Annotated in this window: 16 protein-coding genes and 1 tRNA gene; 12 read left to right on the forward strand and 5 right to left on the reverse strand. The window is 44.6% G+C overall.

The window, feature by feature from the left end:
* The first annotated feature begins 38 nt into the window (after window positions 1–38).
* Together cysS and GCHA_RS10070 are read left to right on the forward strand one after the other, a co-directional pair.
* Window positions 39–1,433, forward strand: a complete 1,395-nt coding sequence (gene cysS, locus GCHA_RS10065; protein WP_007987777.1) for a cysteine--tRNA ligase — start codon at window positions 39–41, stop codon at window positions 1,431–1,433.
* A gap of 434 nt (window positions 1,434–1,867) precedes the next feature.
* Window positions 1,868–2,344: a VOC family protein gene (locus GCHA_RS10070; protein WP_007987778.1), complete on the forward strand. Its 477-nt coding sequence runs from the start codon at window positions 1,868–1,870 to the stop codon at window positions 2,342–2,344.
* Between the two features lie 647 nt (window positions 2,345–2,991).
* Here GCHA_RS10070 and GCHA_RS10075 read toward each other — a convergent pair.
* Window positions 2,992–3,711, reverse strand: coding sequence for a FadR/GntR family transcriptional regulator (locus GCHA_RS10075; RefSeq protein WP_007987780.1), 720 nt, complete (start codon window positions 3,709–3,711; stop codon window positions 2,992–2,994).
* Between the two features lie 291 nt (window positions 3,712–4,002).
* Between GCHA_RS10075 and GCHA_RS10080 the strand changes: the two genes are divergently transcribed.
* Genes GCHA_RS10080 through GCHA_RS10095 form a run of 4 tightly spaced genes read left to right on the forward strand, consistent with a single transcriptional unit; the run spans window position 4,003 to window position 10,502 of the window.
* Window positions 4,003–6,249, forward strand: a complete 2,247-nt coding sequence (locus tag GCHA_RS10080; RefSeq protein ID WP_007987782.1) for a TonB-dependent receptor — start codon at window positions 4,003–4,005, stop codon at window positions 6,247–6,249.
* Window positions 6,250–6,309: 60 nt separating this feature from the next.
* On the forward strand, window positions 6,310–7,476 hold the full coding sequence (locus GCHA_RS10085) for an alpha-hydroxy acid oxidase (protein ID WP_007987785.1): 1,167 nt from the start codon (window positions 6,310–6,312) through the stop codon (window positions 7,474–7,476).
* A gap of 23 nt (window positions 7,477–7,499) precedes the next feature.
* Window positions 7,500–8,792 (forward strand): Nramp family divalent metal transporter, encoded by a 1,293-nt coding sequence (locus GCHA_RS10090; protein ID WP_007987787.1) that lies wholly within the window; start codon window positions 7,500–7,502, stop codon window positions 8,790–8,792.
* Window positions 8,793–8,825: 33 nt separating this feature from the next.
* Window positions 8,826–10,502 (forward strand): hypothetical protein, encoded by a 1,677-nt coding sequence (locus GCHA_RS10095; protein WP_007987789.1) that lies wholly within the window; start codon window positions 8,826–8,828, stop codon window positions 10,500–10,502.
* A 462-nt stretch (window positions 10,503–10,964) separates the two neighbouring features.
* On the opposite strand, the gene GCHA_RS10100 is transcribed toward GCHA_RS10095, so the two are convergent.
* Together GCHA_RS10100 and gloB are read right to left on the reverse strand one after the other, a co-directional pair.
* A complete protein-coding gene (locus GCHA_RS10100) occupies window positions 10,965–12,629 on the reverse strand; it encodes a LysM peptidoglycan-binding domain-containing protein (RefSeq protein ID WP_007987794.1) in 1,665 nt (554 codons plus the stop codon).
* A 29-nt stretch (window positions 12,630–12,658) separates the two neighbouring features.
* Window positions 12,659–13,432 carry a hydroxyacylglutathione hydrolase gene (gloB, locus tag GCHA_RS10105; RefSeq protein ID WP_007987797.1) on the reverse strand — a complete coding sequence of 258 codons (774 nt, stop codon included), beginning with the start codon at window positions 13,430–13,432 and terminating at the stop codon, window positions 12,659–12,661.
* 157 nt (window positions 13,433–13,589) lie between these two features.
* Here gloB and GCHA_RS10110 point away from each other — a divergent pair, with 157 nt between their 5' ends.
* Window positions 13,590–14,339 carry a methyltransferase domain-containing protein gene (locus GCHA_RS10110; RefSeq protein WP_007987799.1) on the forward strand — a complete coding sequence of 250 codons (750 nt, stop codon included), beginning with the start codon at window positions 13,590–13,592 and terminating at the stop codon, window positions 14,337–14,339.
* A gap of 167 nt (window positions 14,340–14,506) precedes the next feature.
* Here GCHA_RS10110 and metG read toward each other — a convergent pair whose 3' ends face one another.
* Window positions 14,507–16,534, reverse strand: coding sequence for a methionine--tRNA ligase (gene metG, locus GCHA_RS10115; protein ID WP_039992322.1), 2,028 nt, complete (start codon window positions 16,532–16,534; stop codon window positions 14,507–14,509).
* A 118-nt stretch (window positions 16,535–16,652) separates the two neighbouring features.
* Between metG and apbC the strand changes: the two genes are divergently transcribed.
* Window positions 16,653–17,717, forward strand: a complete 1,065-nt coding sequence (gene apbC, locus GCHA_RS10120) for an iron-sulfur cluster carrier protein ApbC (RefSeq protein ID WP_007987803.1) — start codon at window positions 16,653–16,655, stop codon at window positions 17,715–17,717.
* Between the two features lie 103 nt (window positions 17,718–17,820).
* Window positions 17,821–18,420 carry a dCTP deaminase gene (gene dcd / locus GCHA_RS10125; protein WP_007987806.1) on the forward strand — a complete coding sequence of 200 codons (600 nt, stop codon included), beginning with the start codon at window positions 17,821–17,823 and terminating at the stop codon, window positions 18,418–18,420.
* A 99-nt stretch (window positions 18,421–18,519) separates the two neighbouring features.
* Here dcd and GCHA_RS10130 read toward each other — a convergent pair whose 3' ends face one another.
* A complete protein-coding gene (locus GCHA_RS10130; protein WP_007987808.1) occupies window positions 18,520–19,434 on the reverse strand; it encodes an AraC family transcriptional regulator in 915 nt (304 codons plus the stop codon).
* A gap of 114 nt (window positions 19,435–19,548) precedes the next feature.
* Here GCHA_RS10130 and GCHA_RS10135 point away from each other — a divergent pair, with 114 nt between their 5' ends.
* From GCHA_RS10135 to GCHA_RS10145, 3 genes are all read left to right on the forward strand, one after another.
* Window positions 19,549–20,016, forward strand: a complete 468-nt coding sequence (locus tag GCHA_RS10135; protein WP_007987810.1) for a YHS domain-containing (seleno)protein — start codon at window positions 19,549–19,551, stop codon at window positions 20,014–20,016.
* Window positions 20,017–20,472: 456 nt separating this feature from the next.
* Window positions 20,473–20,549, forward strand: a tRNA-Pro gene (locus GCHA_RS10140).
* 432 nt (window positions 20,550–20,981) lie between these two features.
* A complete protein-coding gene (locus GCHA_RS10145; RefSeq protein WP_007987814.1) occupies window positions 20,982–22,511 on the forward strand; it encodes a P-loop ATPase, Sll1717 family in 1,530 nt (509 codons plus the stop codon).
* The last annotated feature ends 297 nt before the right edge of the window (window positions 22,512–22,808 follow it).

Consider the following 22,808-nt stretch of genomic DNA (forward strand, 5'->3'; position numbering starts at 1 on the left):
CATTTACGTCATCTCAATTTTAAATAGGAAAACGGTTAATGCTACACATATACAATACCCTGACTCGACAAAAAGAGCTCTTTACACCTTTACATGAATCAAAGGTGGGGTTGTACGTGTGCGGTATCACAGTGTACGACCTATCACACATGGGACATGCTCGCACGTATTTGAGTTTTGATTTAATAGTGCGCTATTTACGTCACAAGGGGTACGAGGTGAATTATGTGCGTAATATCACCGACATAGACGATAAAATCATACAGCGTGCTAATGAAAATGGCGAAACAACCCGCGCATTAACAGAGCGCACTATCGCCATGATGCACGATGATTTCGCAGCAATTAATTTGCTAGAGCCTGATATCGAGCCTCGCGTGACCACGCATATGCCAGAGATTATTGCCATTATTGAGCGTCTCATTCAACGCGGACATGCCTATCAAGCAAAATCCGGCGACGTTTTATTTGATGTCAGTAGCTATAGTGATTACGGCAAGCTCAGTAAACAAGACTTAGAACAGTTAAATATGGGCTCGCGCGTCGATGTAGACAGCGATAAAGATGATCCCATGGATTTCGTATTGTGGAAAACAGTTAAACCAGGTGAACCAAGCTGGTCATCACCTTGGGGTGAAGGGCGCCCAGGCTGGCATATTGAATGTTCTGCCATGAATCAAAAACACTTGGGTGAGCACTTTGACATTCACGGTGGTGGGTCAGATTTGATTTTCCCGCATCACGAAAATGAAGTGGCACAATCATGCTGCGCATACGATACACCTTATGTGAACTATTGGGTGCACGCTGGCATGGTACAAGTTGATAGCGAGAAGATGTCTAAATCGCTGGGCAATTTCTTCACGTTACGTGATGTTTTAAAACAGCACGATGCTGAAACCTTACGCTACTTCTTGATGTCTGCTCATTACAGAAGCCAGTTGAGTTACTCTGAGGACAATATCACTCAAGCCCGCAGTGCGCTTGAACGCTTATATACCGCCTTACGTGACGTGAATGCCAATATTCAAGTTGATATGCAAAGTGGTGACTACCTCGCTCGTTTTGATAAAGCAATGGACGATGACTTTAACACCCCTGAAGCCATGGCGGTTTTATTTGATGTTGCCAAAGAGTTAAATAAAGCTAAGGCAGAAGATCAAAGCGGGCAAAGCCGAGCAAGTGATTTGGCAGGTATTCTACTAAATCTAGGTAAGGTGCTAGGTATTTTACAGCGCAGCCCAAGCGAATATTTGCAGGGTGATCAGCAAGACGCAGATGAAGTGGCCGAAATTGAAGCTTTGATTAAAGCCCGTAACGACGCCCGCGCCGCGAAAGACTGGCCAGCAGCCGATGCAGCAAGAGACGGCTTAAATGCACTGAATATTATTCTTGAAGATGGCCCAAGTGGCACCACTTGGCGCAAAGGTTAACACTTTTTCATAACCTAGATGACACATTCAAGGCCAGCTGATTAGCTGGCCTTTTGATTGCGAAGGCTTTAGCTAGACTCTTCCTTGGCAAGGCGCTGCGCAAGAATCAATGTGCTGCGCAAGAATGTAAAATAAGAATGTGCAAACGAACCATCATATTGCTCAGGCTAAAATCTCTTGCTAAACACCGCATTTTTAACAATGTGCGAACTCGCAACGCCTCATGTTAATTTTAGACTAAAAAGACCAAAGCACGCATTTCTCGCATTCATAAAAAACGCCATTTGGTACTTTTGAGCTGGCTGGTGTTATGCGCCGTCCTAGAGAGCAATAGACGTAAAATAAGAGACTTAACTAGTTGTATCGGTGAAAGATATTGTTACGCATATCGTTCTGTTTGTTCGAATATTAACTATCCAATAAGCGAAGTACCGATGAAACGATTTTTATTATGTGTTGGTTTGTGCTTAATGTTCTCAGTGAATGCGCAAGAGCCAAAGCAAGAACAAAGCGTTCAAGGCGTTGATCACGTAGGGCTAGCGGTGACTGACTTACAGGCATCAGAGCGATTTTTTACCCAGTATGCAGGGTTTCATGTTCTGAGCCGTGATGAAAAGTACCCATCTGTGGCTCTATCAAACAACAGTGTTGTCATTACGTTGTGGCGCGTGACTGACCCTAATAGGGCTGTGGCATTTGATCGCAAGCACAATGTTGGATTACATCACTTGGCACTTAGAGTCAGCAGTGAGGCGACCTTGAATGCGCTGCATGACACCTTCTTACAGGACAAGCAGGTAAAGATAGAGTTTGCACCTGAATTTGCGGGTAATGGACCGAACAAGCATATGATGGTGTATGAGCCGAGCGGCAATCGAATTGAATTTATCTATCGAGCGGCAGCGCGCTAACATGCCGGGCACTTTTTTGGCCGAGCACTATATTAGTCGAGCAATTTCTTGGGCATACACTTTCACAGCCGGGCACTTCTTTAGCTGAGCACTTTTTTAGCTGGGCATCCGCTAACGGTCACTGAGGGCTGCAAGGCTTGGCGAAAGAGGTGATTTAGCAAAAGGAAAGATAGTATAAGCACAATGCTAGGCCAATGAAAAAGAGTGGGAAATACGCAGACCCAAGATTAGAACTTACGTAGACACCCATAATAAAAAGATCGTAAAGATAGTCTCTAGTTTCATGTGGGAATTATCCATATCTAAGCGTTAGGGTACTTTTGATCTGACTGATAAAAGGTTTTTAGTGGAACTGTGAGTGCTGTAGGACGAAAACGGTGAGTAAGGGCAGTATTTAGACAGACGTAAACGTTAAAATCTAAGCGTGTGAGTGATCACTTTAATCATGGGTGTCACTATTTTAATTATGGATGTCACCTTACGCTAATGGCAATTACAGGGAGGTGATGAGGTTTTCGAATCAGTGTGCTAGCCAGTGCTTTTTAACCATTAAAGCCACAAACCGAAGGCCAGATATAGGCTTTATCAAGTGAAATTAAGCGCTTTATGTTTGTAAAGCGCACTTGGGTTTTATCCTTTCATTGGCTTCACGTCAGGCCGTTATCAATGATCTTCAATATGGTGGCGTTAAAATGCTCGGCCATCGCAATAACGGCTTGTTCTCTATCTTGCTTAACAATGGCGTCAGCTATCTTTTGGTGGCGGTTGACCATAGCGTCATGCTCCGCTTTGTCTGACAGTGTGCGCCAGCCTTTTGGGTAAAATTCAATCATGGCGGAGGTCAAAGATGACACCAAAATAGGGTAAAGCGGGTTGCGAGAGGCTTTGGCGATGGTGGAATGAAACGCTAAATCTGTTTGGGTCATTAATATAGGATCGTCCTCAGAGTCACGCATGGTATTCACCAATTGCAGTAGTTTGTCTGCATCTTGTTGTGTGCGGTGAATAGCCGCTAATTCCACTGAGCGCGCCTCGACTGTGCGCCTTGCATCCCATACTTGTTGGGTCGACATTTGTTCGGTATGCACCGCCTGACTCATCATCAGGGCGATAACACTGCCTTCCATTTTTCGTACTCGCGCTCTGCGCCCAGCGCCTACTTCGATAATATGCATTGCGGCTAACACTTTAAACGCTTCGCGCACTACTGTGCGGCTCACGCCTAGTTTTTCACTTAACTCACGCTCACTCAAAATAGGATCGCCCACTTTAAGGTGGTTCTCGCGAATATATTTAATTAAGTCATTTACTGCACTTTCCACCAAGGTTTGTGGAGCAGCGCTATTTTTTTCCTGCGAGTTAGTCATCAAAGGTTCTTAATACAAAGTACGTGAAATCAGCGCGTTAAGCTGAGTGTTTGAACGAATTTAAATCATAACGCTGTGCTACTTATTCCACAATATTTAAATTTTGGTGTTATAACTATTGACTAACCTATCATACCAGTTTACATTCTAAATCATACCTGTTAACACATTTTTAACGATTGGTGTGCTGTAGATGTGTTGTCAGCCTGATACTTAGCGCCGTTGCGCGGTAAGGCTTAAAAGGGCCAATGAAGTCTCTGACATTGAAAAGCTGAATAGTAGGAAACAACGATGAATCAATTCTTAGTGAGTAAACGAACTATTTTACGTAGCGCTATCGTAGCTGCCTTAGGGGCAGGGTGCGTGGCTCAGGCCAATGCTGTTGAAGAAGGAGATGCGACAGCGAAGGGTCAAAAGCAATCCCAAGGGATTGAAGAAATTTTGATCACCGCACGTAAGCGTACGGAGAGTTTGCAAGAAACACCTCTGTCCGTTATTGCGTTTGGTTCAGAGGCCCTTGAGCAGCAAAACGTCACCAATTTAACAGATTTAAACACTAAACTGCCCAATGCGAGCATCGGTGGGTCAGGCGGGTTGGGGGGCACAAACGCGGTGTTTTCTATTCGTGGCCTAGGCACAGCGCGAAATGCGGTTTCCCAAGAGCAACCCGTTGCGCTGTATATCGATGATGCCTATTACGGGCGCAGCGATGGCGCTTTGCTCAGTGTGTTAGACGTGGAGCGGGTCGAAGTACTTCGTGGCCCACAAGGCACCTTGTTTGGCAGGAACGCCACGGGCGGTGCAATACGATATATCACGAAAAAGCCACACGATACCTTCGAGGCGAAAGTAAAAGCATCAATCGGCTCATTCAACCGCACTAGCGTTTCAGGGGATGTAAACCTTCCGGTATCAGACGACTCAGCACTAAAACTTACGGTCGCATCAACTACCAGTGACGGCTATGTTGAAAATAAAGCGGGTGGCAATGATGTAGGAGACGAAGACACGCGTATTTTTCGTGCCCAGTGGTTAACACAAGCCACCGATGATATCGAAATCGTGGTATCGGGTGATTACAGTAAAACAGACACGAATGGTGCGCCTAGCGTGACACTGGCAATCAACCCTGAATCTTCGCTAGTCCAAGAAGAAGCTGCGGCAGGGTTTGATGCCACCTTAGTGCCAGTAAATGACTATTACGAAACCTATGCGACCGGTGAAAATTTTAATGACACCGAAAGTGTAGGGGGCTCTATTACGGTTAACTGGGCAATGGAAACCATGGATTTTATTTCCTCTACCAACTATCGGAATGTTGATATTTATCTTGCTTACGATACCGATGGTACGCCTGCGTCATTATTCGAGCAAATCGCCGATCGAGATATCACCATGTTCTCACAAGAATTCCGTCTGTCGGGGTTGGCGTTTGACGAGCGTATGCAGTGGACAGCAGGGGTGTTTTATTACGATGAAGAAGCGTCAGATATTCGTGATGTATTAACCACCATGAATGCCAGACCTGCGACTGCGGCCAATACTCGTGGTTCGACGCGGGTGGTCAATCCAGTTGAAACAACCAGCATCGCAATTTTCGGTCAGATGACCTATGACGTCACAGACGATTTTTCGGTGACCACAGGGCTGCGCTACACAGAAGATCAAAAAGATATTTTTGCTTCTGAGCGCGCATTCACCAGCACTGAGTTTATTAGCGCTACTGACAACCATACCTGGGATGCCGTCACAGGACGTATTAGCGCTGAATATCAATTGAACGACGAGATTTTTGCTTTTGCATCTTTCGCCAGAGGATATCGAGCCGGTAGCTTTAACGACCGGATCCGCACCAATTTGGATAACAACGGTGTTGAACCCTACGACGAAGAAATTCTGGATAACATTGAAACAGGGATACGCAGCGATTTGTTAGATGGGACGCTACGGTTGAACTTAACGGCGTTTTACAGCGACTATCAAGATCTTCAGCTTACAGCGCCAGTGCTAAATTCGGTGCCAATTCGCACGCTGGTACAAAATGCCGGCCAAGCCGAAATTAAAGGTCTTGAAGGCGAGTTCATTTGGCTACCAGCAGATAATTTTCGTATTGATGGCGCGTTCGGTTATTTAGATTTCGAGTTTACTGAAGTGGCACCTGGCATCACGCAAATCACCACAGACAGCGAAGCGGCTAGGGCACCTAAGTACTCATTTACCCTTGGTGCACAATACAACCTTTATATCGACAATGGCAGCGAAGTACTGGTGCGCGCTGACTACGGTTGGAAAGACGATTACAAAACCATTGTGGATGACAACCTTCAAATCATACAAGAAGCGTTTGGTTTACTAGGTCTCAATGTGAGTTACATCACAGATGACTGGCGCGTCAGCGTTTATGGCACCAACCTAACCGACGAAGAATACGCCTTAGGTGGGCTTGGGTTTGTAGAATCTGGTGGGGCTCAAGGTTTCGATCAAATCGAGCCAGGTCGTCCGCGGGAATTCGGTGTGTCATTTCAATACGAATGGTAATTAGGGAATACGCTAGCCTCACGTCGAGTGAGGCTTGTTCAGATAACGGGAGCGCACAATATGCCTGCTTTACATCGTTGCAATAATATTGCTGATCTTCGCTTACGGGCAAAGTCTAAATTACCCGCCCCTATGTTTCATTATATAGATGGCGGAGCTGATGATGAATGGACCATGCGCCGCAATACAAATGCCTTTGATGATTTACAACTGATGCCCAATTATTTGCGTAACATTGAGCACCTAGACCTTAAAACTAACGTGTTGGGGACACAATTAGATTTACCTTACTTTTTATCCCCCACGGGTATGTCGCGCTTGTTTCACCATGAGAAAGAATATGCTGCCTGCAAAGCAGCACATCAGCACGGCACTATGTACAGTTTATCTACACTGTCTACTACGAGTCTTGAAGATATAGCCACCTGCACCCCTAGTGCTAAAATGTTCCAAATCTATATTCTTAAAGATCGGGAATTAACGCGCGAATTTGTGCAGCGCTGTAAGGCCAGTGGCTATCAGGCGTTGTGTCTTACTGTGGATACCATGGTGGCAGGCAATCGTGAACGCGATTTAGTTAATGGCATGACGATGCCACCGCGGATTACCCCAGCGAACTTTTTTAGTTATGGCACGAGTTTTTCGTGGCTATTTAACTTATTAAAAGATCCTAATTTTACCCTTGAGAATGTGGCGCACCGAGTTGATGCTCTAGATAAAGGCGCCATGGCTTTGATTGATTACGTAAATAGTCAGTTCGACCGGACCGTCACATGGGAGGATGCGGCCTGGTTAGCCGAGCAGTGGGACGGCCCATTTGTTATTAAAGGTGTGCAATCTCCGGCGGATGCCCAAAAAGCCGTAGAGATTGGCGCGACTGCTCTGATGGTTTCAAATCATGGTGGCAGGCAGCTTGAAGGAGTGCCTGCCCCGGTGGATTGCATTGCGCCCATACGTGACAAAATCGGTGACCAGCTTGAGCTAATCGTTGATGGCGGCATTCGCCGAGGTACACACATCATTAAGGCGTTAGCCAGTGGTGCGAATGCTTGTTCTATTGGTAGACCTTATTTATATGGTTTAGCCGCGGGCGGTCAAAAAGGGGTGGATAGAGCCATGAATATTCTCACCTCAGAGTTACATCGCTCGATGACTTTACTCGGTGTGTCTTGTGTCTCTGAGTTGTCAGAAAAACACCTTATTCCGCTCAATAAGCGCTCACGTTAACTTTCATTTTATTGTGGATGACAATGCTAAAAAATATATCTAGTAAGTTTGGCCCAGGTATTTTATTTGCTGCAAGCTCAGTTGGCACTTCGCACTTGGTGCAGTCGACACGAGCAGGAGCGGAGTTTGGCTTTACCCTTGCGCTCCTGATCCTATTTACCTGTTTACTCAAGTACCCCGCTTTCCGCTTTGGTACTGACTATGCCGTTGCAACCGGAAAAACCCTAATTGACGCATATTTTAAGCAAGGCCGCAGCAGCGTCTTTGTTTACATCATTGAAGTGCTTGCGACTATGTTTATCGCGGCCTCTGCTGTGACGGTAGTGTGCGCAGGCTTAATAAGCAGTGTGCTGGCAATTGATGTGTCGATAAAGGTTGTCTCTATTGGGGTTCTGCTATTTTGTGTCGCGATTTTATTGGGGGGCAGTTACGCACGCTTTGAGAAAATCACGACATTTTTTGTTTCGCTATTTATGGTGTTAATTTGCATCGCAGTGGCTTTGGCAGTAGGCAAAGCGGATATTTCGTCTGTTAATTTGTTGCCTGCGGTTGAATTTGAACAAAGTAATATTCTTTTTATTATTGCTGTTGCGGGTTGGATGCCAACAGTTGTAGGGGCTTCGGTGTGGCAATCTCTCTGGGTTTGCGCCAAATCCAAGCAACTTGGGCGCCCATTAACGGCTGCTGAAGCGCGATTCGATTTTAACCTAGGTTACATTCTGACCGTTGGGCTGGCGTTTGGGTTTTTACTGCTTGGTGCACTGTTGCTGTATGCTAAAAACGTTACCGTCGCCGAAGGAGCAACGTCTTTTGCGACTCAGCTAATCAGTATATTTACCCAGTCTATCGGCTCCTTCGCGTATTTTATCATCGCCATTGCTGCGATCGCCGTAATGATTTCAACTTTACTGACCATTCTTGATGCCAGCCCTCGTGCTGTAGGCTCAGTGTTTGCGCTACTTAAAAATGGATCTGAGACGGCACAAAGTGCGCCACGATCTATGCATGCACAAATCATCGACACGGTTGAGCATGAATCTCATTACTATCGCACGTTTCTGATTATTCAGTGCATTGGCTGTAGCCTAGTGATTTTGTTTTTTATGAGCTCATTCAAGGTGTTTATCGATTTTGCGACCAGTGTTGCGTTTCTCACTGCCCCTATTATCGCGTTTATGAATCACAAAGCGATGGTTTCTGCTGAGGTCGCAACCGCTGCTCGGCCGAGTCAATTAATGCGCTATTGGAGCCTAACGGGCATCACGGTTATGGCGCTCTTCGGTTTGGTTTACATCAACTTTGGCTTATTAGGCTAATTGCCAGTGCTATTTAGCAAACGAGGTTTCAATATGAAAAACAGTTATCACCTATTATCACGCCGCCGTTTTTTACAGCTTGCTGCTGCATCTTCCACCTCACTTGCGTTTGGCGGTGTCGGAGCGTATCCATTGGCCGCACCTAATGGCGTAGCAACCAATAAAGATTGGCATCAAGGCGAGCTTAAGCACTTGATCCCCCTCGTGAATCATCACCAGATGTTAATTAAAACATCCTTTGAGAAGCCGTTGGATTTCACACCTATGCTACGCGTTGACGATAAAATGATAATGGGCAAGAGAACCGATACCTTAGGGCGATTTTGGCAATTCTTTGTCACAGATTTACAAGCCGATCAACAATATGAATTGCAGTTAACTAACACCAGCAAAGAGACGATCACCGATTCTTGGCCGTTGAAAACCTTTCCTGCGCCAGACGCCGAGCCCGAAAGCTTGCGCATATTCGCCTTTACCTGCGCTGGCGGTAATGAAGATGTGGCGTTTCCTGACGGCACGCATTTTTTCCAGAGTTTAGCGGTAAGACAAGCGTTGTTTAAACGCGGACTGTCGTTTAATCCAGATGTGGTGATATCGAACGGCGATCATATTTACTGGGATCAACGTTCAGCGTTTATGCGGCCCGACCACAAACCTGAGTTTCGCGAACCTTGGTTAAAGGCTTTTGAAGAATATGGCTATATGGATCGTGACAAACCTGTTTTAGGTACGGAAAATGAATCGATTTTGACTGGTATTGTGGATGCGCAGATTGCCGATTTGTATGGTGTGACGTTTCGCTCGGTTCCCGTGTTTATGCTAACGGATGACCACGATATGTTTGAGAATGACGATGCAACGGAAGATTTAATTACCTTGCCACCCGATCCGCATATGTTGGACTCGGCACGTACTACTCAGAGTCTGTATTACCCAGAATTTTTGCCTGATGATACGCGTCCAGTAAAACTATCAGGCAGTAATAACGCCGACAGGCTCAGTGGGTTATCGGAAAATTTCGGTACGTTGCGCTACGGCTCACTGTTTGAGGGCTTGTTATACGATACTAAACGTTTTAGTACCATTGATGGGGCAAACGCCCAGGTTATCCCCTTGGAAGCAGAGCACTGGTTGGCGCAGCGCAACGCGTCAGATGATGTGCAGCATTTAGCACATATTCCATCGACTCCGATTGGCTGGTCGGCGGGTAAGTGGGGAGAGTGGTATCCAGATGTATTGCAAGCTAATGGCAAGTTAGGCAAGCAAACCCCGAAACCCTATTGGCCAGAAGGATGGTGGCTGCAGCACCAACGTATTTTAACCAGTATTCACAAGCAAACGGACCGTGCGCCGGTGATAATGTCTGGCGATTTACACGCGTTTTCTTGCGGAAAAATACGTACCAGTGGCGAGCTAGATTTTAGTGACAACCCTATTAACACAATGTGTGTCGGCACAGTGGGTAGTTCAGATCCGGTGTTTGCTTCTTGGTATAGAAAGGTCGGCCCGCAAATTCCAACGGATATGGAGCTAGAAAACTTGTTCCCGCCTTTAGAGAAAAACGGGTTTTCAATAATTGACGTCACACCTGAGAAAATCACCGTTAATATGTTCGCGTGGCGTCAACCTGAGTCAGTCGATGCGATTGAAACGATGGAACCTTTTTTCAGCTATGACATTGCCCGCCCTAAAGGCAACGCAAAAGCTTAACTCAAACGATACGCTCTGATAGGGGGGAATATATTTGCTCTTATCAGTGTGTATTGATACCAATATTAATAAGCGCGGATTAATAAGAGCGAACTAATAAGTGCGAACTAATAAGTGCGCATTAACAAAGGCGAATTGATGCCTGCACTTCAGAATGCGCCTTACGGTTTTTGTGAGTAATACCATTCCACGTTAATAAGTGATGACTCAGCGAGAGTTTAAAAGGGCTTAAACAAGGCGCATGACTGAATGAATAGTTGTTCTCTTTCGAAGTCATGCAACGCAGTGTAAGCCCTTTTAAAACTCGCCTGCAAGGAATGCCCCAGCGGCTTTTGCTCTGCGTTCTCACTATTTGAAAGGGAACAACCATTACTACATAGCGACGCCTTAATCAAAAACCGCTGGACGCATTCTGAGACGGTCACTTATTAATGCGGATTGGTATAGGTAAACCACTCGCACTTAGGTGCGAGTGACGTCCACTTTAATTTTTAACTTCTGGCCCGGTTGTAGGTATTTCTTGGTACTGATTTGGTTCCATGTGACCAAATCAGACACATTTACCTTAAATTTTTGGGCAATTCTTGCCAATGAATCCCCCCCGCGTACGGTATAAGTAAGCGTGCGCATTACGGCATCGGCCCGGGTTTTCGTCCCTTTACTGCCTTTAAGCCATACTACGAGCTCTTTACCTGGGCGAAGCATGTCAGTTGGGGCCATGCCATTCCATTTGGCTAAACTGCGCATATTGACTTTGTACTTACGGCTTATATCCCACATGGTGTCACCACTTTTCACTGTGTGTTTAACCTGATAGGTGCCGCTTTTGTGCTTTGACTGTCTATCGGCTAAACGCTGCTCTTGCGATAGGGAGTAAAAGTCCAACGATTTCAATGCCACGGGGATCACCAAATACTCGCCTGCGCGTATCACGTTGCCCTTTAACTCGTTCACTTGGCTAATAATATCTGTAGTGGTGTGATACTTATGCGCAAGCTTTAGCAAGCTATCACCGCTTTTAATTTTGTGGCGTACCCAATTTAGGCGCTCATTGGTGGCTGTTGCGGCGATAGCTTGGCTAAATGTTTCGACCTTATCGACCGGCACAAGCAGCTTAAACGGGCCTTCTGGGTCGGTTGCCCAGCGGTTATAGCCAGGGTTTAATGCGTGAAGCTCTTCTACGGTAAGACCAGCCATATCTGCGGCGAGCGCCAAATCAATCTGCGAGCCAACATCGACTTCCTCAGTGACTTTTATATTCTCGATGACAGGCCATTTGAATGCATAGGTGTCGGCATTTTTTAAAATATCTGCCAGGGCCAATAACTTTGGCACGTATGCTCGGGTTTCTTTAGGTAAGTCTAGCGCCCAGTATTCAGTGCTTTTACCGGCTTTTTTATTCTTTTTGATAGCGCGCATAACACGGCCTTCGCCACTGTTATAGGCGGCAAGTGCATGCAGCCAGTTACCGTCGAACATTTCATTTAAATATTTTAAGTAGGCGATAGCGCCATCGGTAGATGCCATCACGTCACGGCGACCGTCATACCACCACGTTTGCTTCATACCAAAGCGTTTACCGGTTGCGGGTACGAATTGCCACATGCCAGCTGCGCGACCGTGGGAGTAGGCGAAGGGGTCAAAAGCGCTTTCAACGATGGGTAAAAGTGCTAATTCCATCGGCATGTCTTGGCTTTTAAGGCGCTCTACGATGAGATATAAAAACGGCTTGGCGCGTTTGGCAACGCGTTGCATATAGCTAGGGTTCTTGAGATACCAATTGCGCTGACTTGCAATCCGTTGGTTGTCTTCAAATTCAAATGATAAATTTTGTCCAACCTGTTGCCATACGTCTAACACTTCTACGTCTTCAGGGATCGGTTCTGGTGCAATAACAACCTCTACCTCTTCTTCGGGGTGAGTAATAGGGATCGTGCCATCATCCGCTGCTTCACAATCGTACTCTTCATTTGCTAACTCGCCAGCATGTTCACAGGTATCAGCGATTTTTTGCGCTATTTCATGCTCTTGATCTATCTGTTCTGCTATTTCTGAATGGGGCTCCATCATTTGACAGGCCGGTAAAATCGACACTAGCGATAGGCATAGTAGGGTTTTTAAGCGCACTAGGCGTTCCTTTTTCTGATTGTTCTATTTTAAAAATTATCTTTCCATGCTCGAAGCACAGCAAATACCGACTCAGGAGTCGATAATGTTTGTTCTGCGTATTGCTCAGCATGTGCTTTCACTGCGTCGCTGGCGCTACGTAAAAAGGGATTAATCTCTTTTTGCTGTCCTATGGTTGAGGGCAGTGTAGGTTTCAAATCAACCCTTTGAGATTCTGCCCAGCCTTTATAGTTCAATAGATTTTCATTTTCAGGGTCCACAGCTAAGGCAAACTTGAGGTTGGCTAAGGTATATTCATGGGTGCAGTACACTTTCGTGTAATCTGCTAGCGCCGTTAATTGCCCTAAAGACTGATACATCTGCTCTGGCGTTCCTTCGAACAGTCTGCCACAGCCTGCGGAAAATAGCGTATCGCCACAGAATAATCCGCATGAACCTACATACGCAATATGATCAAGTGTATGCCCAGGGACTTCTAAAACACGAAATTCAACATCTAAAGATGCTAATTGAACCATGTCGCCTGCTTGTAAGCGCCGGGTGATAGATTGAATTTGTGGGTTTTGTGGGCCGTAAACAGTCACGCCTTCAAACGCATTGACCAAGTCATTTACTCCACCAGTGTGATCACTATGGTGGTGGGTAATCAATATATCCGTTAGGATTAAGTTGTTCCGAGCGCAATATTTAATAACGGGATTAGCATCACCTGGATCGACCACAACACAGGTTTCACCATTGGTTAGGCACCAAATATAATTATCCTCGAATGCTTTAATTGGTCTTATTTTCAGGGATGGCATAATAATCTCCAGTGACAACAATATTGAAACAGGTGTAAAGTAATCCGACATTATACATATTCAAAATTCATGTGCATGTACTAGTCTCAACAATGTTGACAGTTAATCGCCTAAAATGTTGCTTCACCTTTGTTAAAAATAGGTTTGTATTGTATTGATGAAACCAGCGTTACTTGACAAAAAACCAGATTACCCACGTTCATGGAATGCCCTACCAAATGGTGCCGAGCGTAAAGCCATGGTGGAAAGTGAGCTTGAGCATATTACCCAGCAGTTCTTCGGTTACCACTTAGTTAAGGTTGGCAATTTAAGCAGCGAAGTCAGCTTAACTAAGTGTTCCATTAAGCATTGTGTCAATATGGTTGCCAAAGCTCATGACGCAGCAGGTATGCGCTCGTTATCGCGGGAAATGGCATTAAAAGAGAGCAGTGTCGATGGATTTGTATTGGTTCACGAATTAGATTTTGCTCAAGACCCCCATCAAATTTTACGTGAGGTAGACAGAGCCATAATGCCTGACGGCGATTTGGCAATTGTTGGTTTTAATCCTTTGAGTTTAACGGGCCTGCGTAAACTCATGTGGTTTAATCGGCAGAGTATTTTGCATGAAGCGCGCTACTTTAGCGTACCGCGTATAAAAGACTGGTTGCAGCTACTAGGCTTTGAGGTCACGCGGGTGAAGTATATGCCGTATTCCAAGTTTTTTACCAACAGGCCAAACAATATAGTGACGCGCTGGTGTCAGCGTTTTTTACCTCAACTCGCAAGCGTTTATATTATTGTGGCAAAAAAACGTACAGTTCCTTTGTCGCCGATAAAGCCTAAGTGGAAGTTAAAACCTAAGTTTAGTGCTGTGGGGGCGAGCATTCGTGCAGGTGGTGTTAACAGTGAAAAACCACAAAGCTAGCCCCATAACCTGAACATTGAATAAGCCAACCATGTATAAGCAACTTTAAAAATTACGGCAAAAAAAACTGCAAAAACCAACCCTAAAAGCAACGCGCATAAAAAAGCCCGTCGGGTGTTAACCTAGACAGGCGCTAGTTTGTGCTCTTACAGCGTTAAGGTATCAGGTTATTTAACTTTCATACCAGGCTGCGCGCCTTCGTGGGGCTCCATGATCCACAAGTCTTTACCACCAGGGCCTGCGGCTAAAACCATGCCTTCTGATAGACCAAAGCGCATCTTACGCGGCGCAAGGTTGGCGACCATTACCGTTAACTTACCGACTAAGTCTTCCGGCTGATAAGCTGACTTAATACCGGCAAACACTTGGCGTGTTTCGCCGCCTAAATCCAGTTCTAAGCGCAGTAGCTTGTCAGCTTTTTCGACGTGTTCAGCGACGGCGATTTTAGCAATACGCAGGTCAATTTTGGCGAAATCGTCAAATTCGATGGTCTCACTGATAGGATCTTTCGCTAATGGGCTGTTCGGGTCAAGCGTGACCGTTGGCGCTAAATTTTCTTTGGAGTCATCAACCATTGCATTCACTTTGTCCATATCAACACGCTGCATAAGCGCTTTGAATTTATTAATTTCATGCCCAGTTAATACGCTTTGTGCGCTGGTCCAGCTTAAGTCATCGTTTAAGAAGGCTTCAGCTTGTTCTGCTAATTTAGGCACAACAGGTTTTAGGTACACCATTAACATGCGGAACAGGTTGATCCCCAATGAACAAACATCATGGGTGAAAGCCTGTTTGGTTTCGTCTTTAATCGTCACCCAAGGAGCGTTGGCATCAATGAACTGGTTTGCTTTGTCAGCAAGGCCCATAATTTCGCGAATGGCTTTATGGTACTGACGTTCTTCAAATGCTTGGGCAATACTGGCTTGTGCTTGTTGAAATTCAGCGACAAGCTCTGGCTCAAGTACATTGTTAGACAACTTACCGTCAAAGCGCTTTGTGATAAAACTTGCACAGCGGCTGGCAATGTTAACCACTTTGCCCACGAGATCTGAATTTACTTTTTGCGCAAAATCTTCGAAGTTTAGGTCGATGTCTGTGACGTTAGCGCCCAGTTTAGAGGCGAAGTAATAGCGCAAATATTCAGGGTTCAAATGCTCTAAGTAAGTGCGACCTTTAATGAAGGTCCCCTTTGATTTAGACATTTTCGCACCATTAACGGTGACAAAGCCGTGTACATTGACCCCGGTAGGTTTTCTAAACCCTGCGCCTTCTAGCATGGCAGGCCAGAATAGGCAGTGAAAATAGGTAATGTCTTTTCCGATAAAGTGATAAAGCTCTGCGTCTGAGTCTGCGCCCCAGAATTCGTCAAAGTTAATGTCACTGCGGTCACACAAGTTTTTAAAGCTGGCCATGTAGCCTACAGGCGCATCTACCCATACATAAAAGAATTTATTAGGTGCACCTGGAATTTCAAAACCGAAATAGGGAGCATCACGGCTGATATCCCATTGCTGTAGGCCTTTATCAAACCACTCTTCTAGCTTGTTACTGATCTCACTTTGCAGTGCGTCACTTTTTAGCCAGGCTTGCAGCATGTCTGAAAATTGCGGTAAATCGAAGAAGAAATGTTCAGAGTCTTTTAGTATCGGTGTTGCGCCAGAGACCACTGAACGAGGGTTTTTCATCTCTGTGGGATCGTACGTGGCGCCGCAGTTATCACAGCTGTCACCGTTTTGATCTTCAGTACCACAGCTAGGGCATGTGCCTTTTACAAAGCGGTCAGGCAAGAACATGTTCTTTTCAGGGTCGAACAATTGGCTGATGGTGCGCTTAGATATATAACCTGCGTCATTTAAGCGGTTGTAAATCAGTTCTGACAGCTCTTTGTTTTCGTCACTGTGGGTAACGTGGTAGTTGTCGTACTCTACGAAGAAATCGAGCAAATCTTGGTGATGCTCAGCACGAGTACGGGCTACCATTTCTTCTGGTGTTATACCTAGCTCTTGGGCTTTGAGCATAACGGGCGTACCATGTGCATCGTCGGCACATACGCTGTATATTTCATGGCCACACATTCGTTGAAAGCGCGTCCAGATATCCGTTTGGATATGCTCTAAAAGGTGTCCCAAGTGAATGGAGCCATTTGCATAGGGAAGGGCGCTAGTAACAAGAATTTTACGTGGTTGTGACGACATGTGTATTTTGGTTTCTTCGTTTAATTAAAAAGGCCGCAAATGGTATCGAAAATACGCCGCCATTGCATTATCTAAAAGCTACCTTGCGCCAATTTCATTGTTATTTTGTAGGAGTGTCATGTTATTTAGCCGTTCTACCCCTGAGCAAAAACTGCAGTCGCTGGTATCGCACAAGCTCGCCGCGCTATTTGAACTTACCGAGAAGCAGGTTCATCCGTGGATCACCATAGCAAACAATAATGTGCTAATTAGCTTACCTTTTGCTGTGGCATCCCTTCATGAAGAGCTGATCAGCGCGATTAAACTTGCAGCGGATGAGCAAAAGCTGCCTGTAGAGCATGTGCTGATCGAAACAAACATTCCTGCATCGCCTACCAAGGTGGCCAAGGTCAGTAAAATTAAGAACATTATTGCTATTGCGTCGGGCAAAGGTGGGGTGGGTAAGTCTACATCGAGCGTGAACCTTGCCTATGCATTAATGGCTCAAGGCGCAAAAGTCGGCTTGTTAGATGCGGATATTTACGGCCCGTCTATCCCAATTATGTTAGGCAATACTGAGTCAACGCCCGCATCGCGCGATGATAAAACCATCATTCCTTTTTCTGCCCACGGGCTAGTGGCCAGTTCTATTGGCTACTTTGTGCCAGCGGAAAACGCCACCGTTTGGCGCGGCCCGATGGCGAGTAAAGCCCTTGAGCAGCTATTACGTGAAACGGACTGGCCAGAGCTGGATTACCTGATCGTAGACATGCCGCCGGGCACTGGGGATATTCAATTAACCCTTGCCCAGCAAATGCCTGTCAGTGCGGCGGTGATCGTGACCACACCACAAGATTTAGCAGTAGCAGATGCCAGTAAGGGTATTGCTATGTTTAATAAAGTGGATGTGCCTGTATTGGGCTTAATTGAAAATATGAGCCTGTATATTTGCCCTAAGTGTGGTCATGAAGAACATATTTTTGCTCAAGATGGCGGCGCGGAACTGGCCAAACGAAATAAAGTGCCGTTGCTTGGCCAGTTGCCGCTGAATGTTAAAATTCGCAAGTACACTGACCAAGGCATGCCTTTGCTAGTCGCCGAGCCTAGTGATGCGTTAAGTAAAACCTATATGCAATGCGCAAGTGCTATCTCAAAACAGCTTTATATGAACGGTTTGCTCGACTTACGTATACAAAATATTTAAAAACGTTGAACATAGCCCCTTAGCTACGCATAATTGCGCGGTTAAGTGGCTATCAACTGTAATTAAGCCAAATACCCGAAACCTATTTACTGAGTTAAACATTATGCGTTTGTGCGACAAAGACATTCTGACCCATCTTAAAGAAGGCAAAATATCAATTAGCCCTGAACCTGATTATTCAGAGATTAGTGGCGTAACCGTCGACATACGATTAGGCAATAAATTCCGCGTATTCACCGAGCATCAAGCGCCTTATATCGATTTAAGTGGCCCTAAAGCCCAGGTGCAAGAGGCGTTAAACACGGTCATGAGTGACGAAATTAGTATTGCCCCTGATAAGTCATTTTTTTTACATCCAGGAGAACTTGCCCTTGCGGTTACGCTTGAGTCAGTGACCTTACCTGGCAATATTGTTGGTTGGTTAGATGGCCGTTCGTCATTGGCGCGTTTAGGGCTGATGGTGCATGTAACGGCGCACCGAATAGACCCAGGTTGGTCAGGTAATATAGTGTTAGAGTTTTTTAATAGCGGTAAATTGCCACTGGCGTTAAAGCCGGGCATGAAAATAGGTGCGCTGAGTTTTGAGGTTATGTCAGACTTTGCGGAAAAACCTTACAATGCCCGCGTTGACGCAAAATACAAGAACCAAGAAGGCGCTATTGCCAGCCGTATTAGCGGTGATGATAAAACAGCCAGTCAGTAAAGGTTTTTGTTGTTTAACATTGCACGCGCCTATTAAATTGTATGCTTTTATTAAAACGGTTAGCGAATGACACGCCAACCGTTTCGGTTCCATTTTATTCTATTGCTGTACACTTACTGCACGCACGGCCCCAGGGCTCACGCCCAGCACGCGCTTAAAGGCCTTGGAAAATGATGATTCGTTATCATAACCACACGAGAGAGCGGCATGCAGGGTAGAAACATTTTCATCGGCTAACATTCTATACGCCAGACCTAATCGCCATTGTGTAACGTACTCCATTGGCGATTGTTGCACCACTGACTTAAATAATTCATTAAAACCCGCACGAGACATAAAGCACTGCTGGGCGAGCATGTCTATCGTCCATTTCTTCTCAGGTGCGCCGTGTATCGCGCTCATGACCGCCCCAAGCTTAGGGTGCACAGTAGCGGCGAGCACTCCGTTATCGGTAGGTAAATGCTGGCGAAATATGATCGCTAGAATTGCTTCTGCAATTCGCCCCATGATTAAATCTGACGCTTGCCCCGGCAGCTTTGATTCGTTAAGGAGCGCGTCTAGTAGGTAATGCAATCCAGTAGGCGTGCCATTTAATGACTGACTTTTTATGATAATCGCCTCAGGTAAATGTGCGGTAATGCTGCTGACTAAAGGATGGTGATGACTAAAGTACCCACACACAAGTCCGGTCGCACTGGGATGAATACCACTGCGGTAGTTTTGTGAAGCACTGCTGTTGGTTATTGCCTTAGAATCACTTTGACCACTAATTACATGTTGACTGTCGTTAGGGAACAGCACTACATCACCTTGTGATAACCTGATTGGGACATTTTTTTGGGTCTGAGCAGCCCCCGCTGGTAGTGATAAATAACAGCTGCCATGGCTAACAATATGAAAATTCATATAGTGGGTGCCCGAGGTGTTAATCGCCCAGTCTCCACAATATTGGCCATTGTGAAATATATTGGCTGCCACTTTGAAAGTGGAAAATAACTGATTTAATACATCCATAGACGTTCTGACATAACCTCTGGTTTTACAGACATAGTGGCAAAATCTATTGCCACTTACACTTTACCTCGTTGATGACTTTCATCTGTGAACATCTAACCCGAGGACAAAAAAATGAAAAAACTATTCACCCTAAAATCATTATTCACTGCCGTAGCAATCACTGTTTCAAGTTTAAGTTACGCCGGTGTTGATACACAAACTGACAGTAACGACGTGATATTAGCCGGCCATGATGCAGTGGCTTACTTTACCCAAAACAAACCTGTTTTAGGTAAAGCACAATATACCGCAGTGCATAATGACGCTATCTATCGTTTCAGTAGTGAAGCCAATCGCGATGCATTTAACAGCAGTCCGGAAAAATACGCCCCTGCATACGGTGGCTTCTGTGCGTTTGGCGCTACCTTTGGTAAAAAATTCGACATCGACGGCAAAGCCTTTGAAATCGTAGACGGCACTTTGTATGTGAACAAAAACCCTGATGTATACAAAGCATGGCAGAAAGACATTCCGAAGCATTTGATTGAAGCAAACGAACAATGGCCAGAAATCGAATTCACCCCGAGTAATGAACTCTAGGTTTATCTTAAATCGCTAAAACAGGTTCGTGCAGCGCTTTTTAGCTTTGGTACCCTTTGTATTTGCTCGCTATGAAACGACTGGCGATTCGCAAAAAATACGAGTGAAGCATTAGCTCACACGCTCGTAACAAAGTAAGAAGTAAAAAGCGCGGTACCGACATTCCCCCTATTGGTTGGGGTTTATGTCGCTCACTCGTACAGTTCACGGAAAAACAGACCGGAGCCATTCGCATTTTTATTCAGTCGCCTTTGATAAAAGCAGTTAAAGGCCCGAAAAATGCGAAATCAAATCGTTCGCAAAAGAGTAGGGGGCGTTACGCTGATGATGAGAGGTTAAAAAATACTTAGCTGGCTGAATAATCTGCAGTTTGTATGACAAATAAGCGAACGAACAAGTGAAATCACATTTTTCATTGCAAAAACGTCAAAATTCCGTATTATGCGCGTCTTCGGTCGGTGTGTAGCGCAGCTTGGTAGCGCACTGTCATGGGGTGTCAGGGGTCGTAGGTTCAAATCCTATCACACCGACCAATTCAACTGCCCTCAAATTCCTATACCAAGAACTCCTAATCTATCGCATATCTCTGAACCTATGACATGAGCGCGAAGCGATCACAGTCGTGTTTATAACTATTTCTTTACTAATGGCCAGGAACAAGTTTGAACGTGCGCAGCACGGCCCGAAGGGCGAAGCACAGGATGTGCAGAGTAAATCCTATCACACCGACCAATTCAACTGTCCTCAAATTCCTATACCGAGAATTCCTGTAGCAAAAATTCCGGACCGGATATTTACAATAGTTTGCCTCGCACCTTTTTATAATTTGAGCAACAAAATGTCATTATCTGTACTTTATACCGATAAAACCGTCATTTGACAAAATGCATAAATTGGTTAAATAATGAACAGGTTTATTAAGGCTAAGTACAAAAAAGACGAAAATTATAAAAGGATTTTAATTTATGTTTCATTATAAGCACCCGTTCGGGGAAGCTAGCTGCGAAGATGAAGTTAAAGTTTTAAAGGACGAATATGAAAAATATTACTTCGAGGAAACACCGTTCAATAAAGCTACTTTAGAAGATGACTGTTATCTAATTATAGGGCGAAGAGGAACGGGGAAAAGTTCACTTGCTCATTACTTCACCTTTCAAGATGAGATAAAGAATGCCAGATGCATAGATATCGATGAGCCCGAAGTATTTTCAAATGTCTTGAAACAAGTATCAAAATTTTCTGACCCTGACGCCACAATTGCTATTCCTAGAATAGTAAAAATCTGGAATTTTATCTTTTGGAGTCTCATATTTAGTAAGTACAGAGATTACTCCCCTGAAATCAGTGCAGCGTGCTTGTCTAAAGACTCTAAGGGGTCATTTTTTATTAGAAGTATACTTAAGCACATTTTAGAAAAATTTCTTCCTCAAGATGCTGAGCAACTTTCTGAGTCATTAGAAGATTTTTTGTCATCCAAAACTCATGAGTTAGCAAAAAACAAAATGCTTTCTATAGCTAAAGACGAACCAGTTGTTGTTGCTATGGACTCGTTAGAAAAATACTCAGTAGACAATATCGACGTAATGAATTCCTTAGCTGCATTAATTCAGTGCTCAAGTAATTTTAATATTGAATATAGCGGCAAAGGAATACACGTAAAAACTTTTGTTTCTGCTGAGGTTTTCCCTTATCTCACTGAATCAGCCATGAGTAATACGGTCAAATACGTTAGACACCCAGTATACATGCACTGGCGGCCGAAGGATCTTATGCGGCTTGTCAGCTGGCGCTTTTATACGCATATGGAAAAGAATGGGATTGAACCAATGGCTTCAGGAAAAGTTGTGAAATGGACAAATTTTCATGACGTGTTAGACAAGGTTTGGATACCTCATTTTGGAGAGTCCATCACAAATGGTACCGGGATCGCTGAGAAAACATTCCCATACATTTTGAGGCATACCCAAATGAGACCGAGACAGATAGTCGTTCTGTGTAATGCTATTGCAAGAAATGCGATTAAAGAAAAGGTATATCCAGATTTTAAATCCCTGCCTAGGGATATGATTTCAATCGTTAAAGAGACCGCAATAACACTCGCAAACGGTGTTATCAACTCTTATTCTACTGTTTACCCAAATGTAAATAAAATTCTGGATGCACTTAGCGGCGTACCTAATGTATTTGAAGGAAAGTATCTTGATCGGATAGCTCAACGAACTGCATCAGAGTGGCCAAACGGTGAATATTCGCGAACAAGATTCAAACAAATAATTTCTGAGCTTGGAATTGTTGGTGTAATAAGAAAAAGAAATGAAACTTCTCACATTATAGAAGCTGATTTTGAATATACGATAAAAGATCGTTTAGCTATTACTGCGGAAGATAAGTGTGTAATTCACCCTATGTTCTATGAAAAATTTAGGATAGAAATAGCTGAAAAGGTAGTTGTGTATCCCTTTCCTGATAATGCAGAGTTTCAATATGCTTTTTGAAAATTAACTTACATAGACACTAAAAAATTTAAATACTATCAAAGACAGCTACTAACACAATACTAACAGAGACAGCCATCTTTAGAATCGTATAAAAAGCTCTGCTGCTTAGGTGAAAATACCCCTCAATAGGAGTTAAAGTACTTTTGATCTGAATGATTGGGGATTTTTACTGGAATATTAAGTGTTGTGGAAGAAAACGGCGCGTCAGGTCAGTTTTTAGGCAAACGCCTACGCTACAAGAGAAGCATTAGATATGTAATGTTCGAAATTGATTTAGGCGCGCTTTAGCAGCTC

Origin of the sequence: Paraglaciecola chathamensis S18K6, assembly GCA_000314955.1 — a bacterium.
GTDB classification, from domain to species: Bacteria; Pseudomonadota; Gammaproteobacteria; order Enterobacterales; family Alteromonadaceae; genus Paraglaciecola; species Paraglaciecola chathamensis.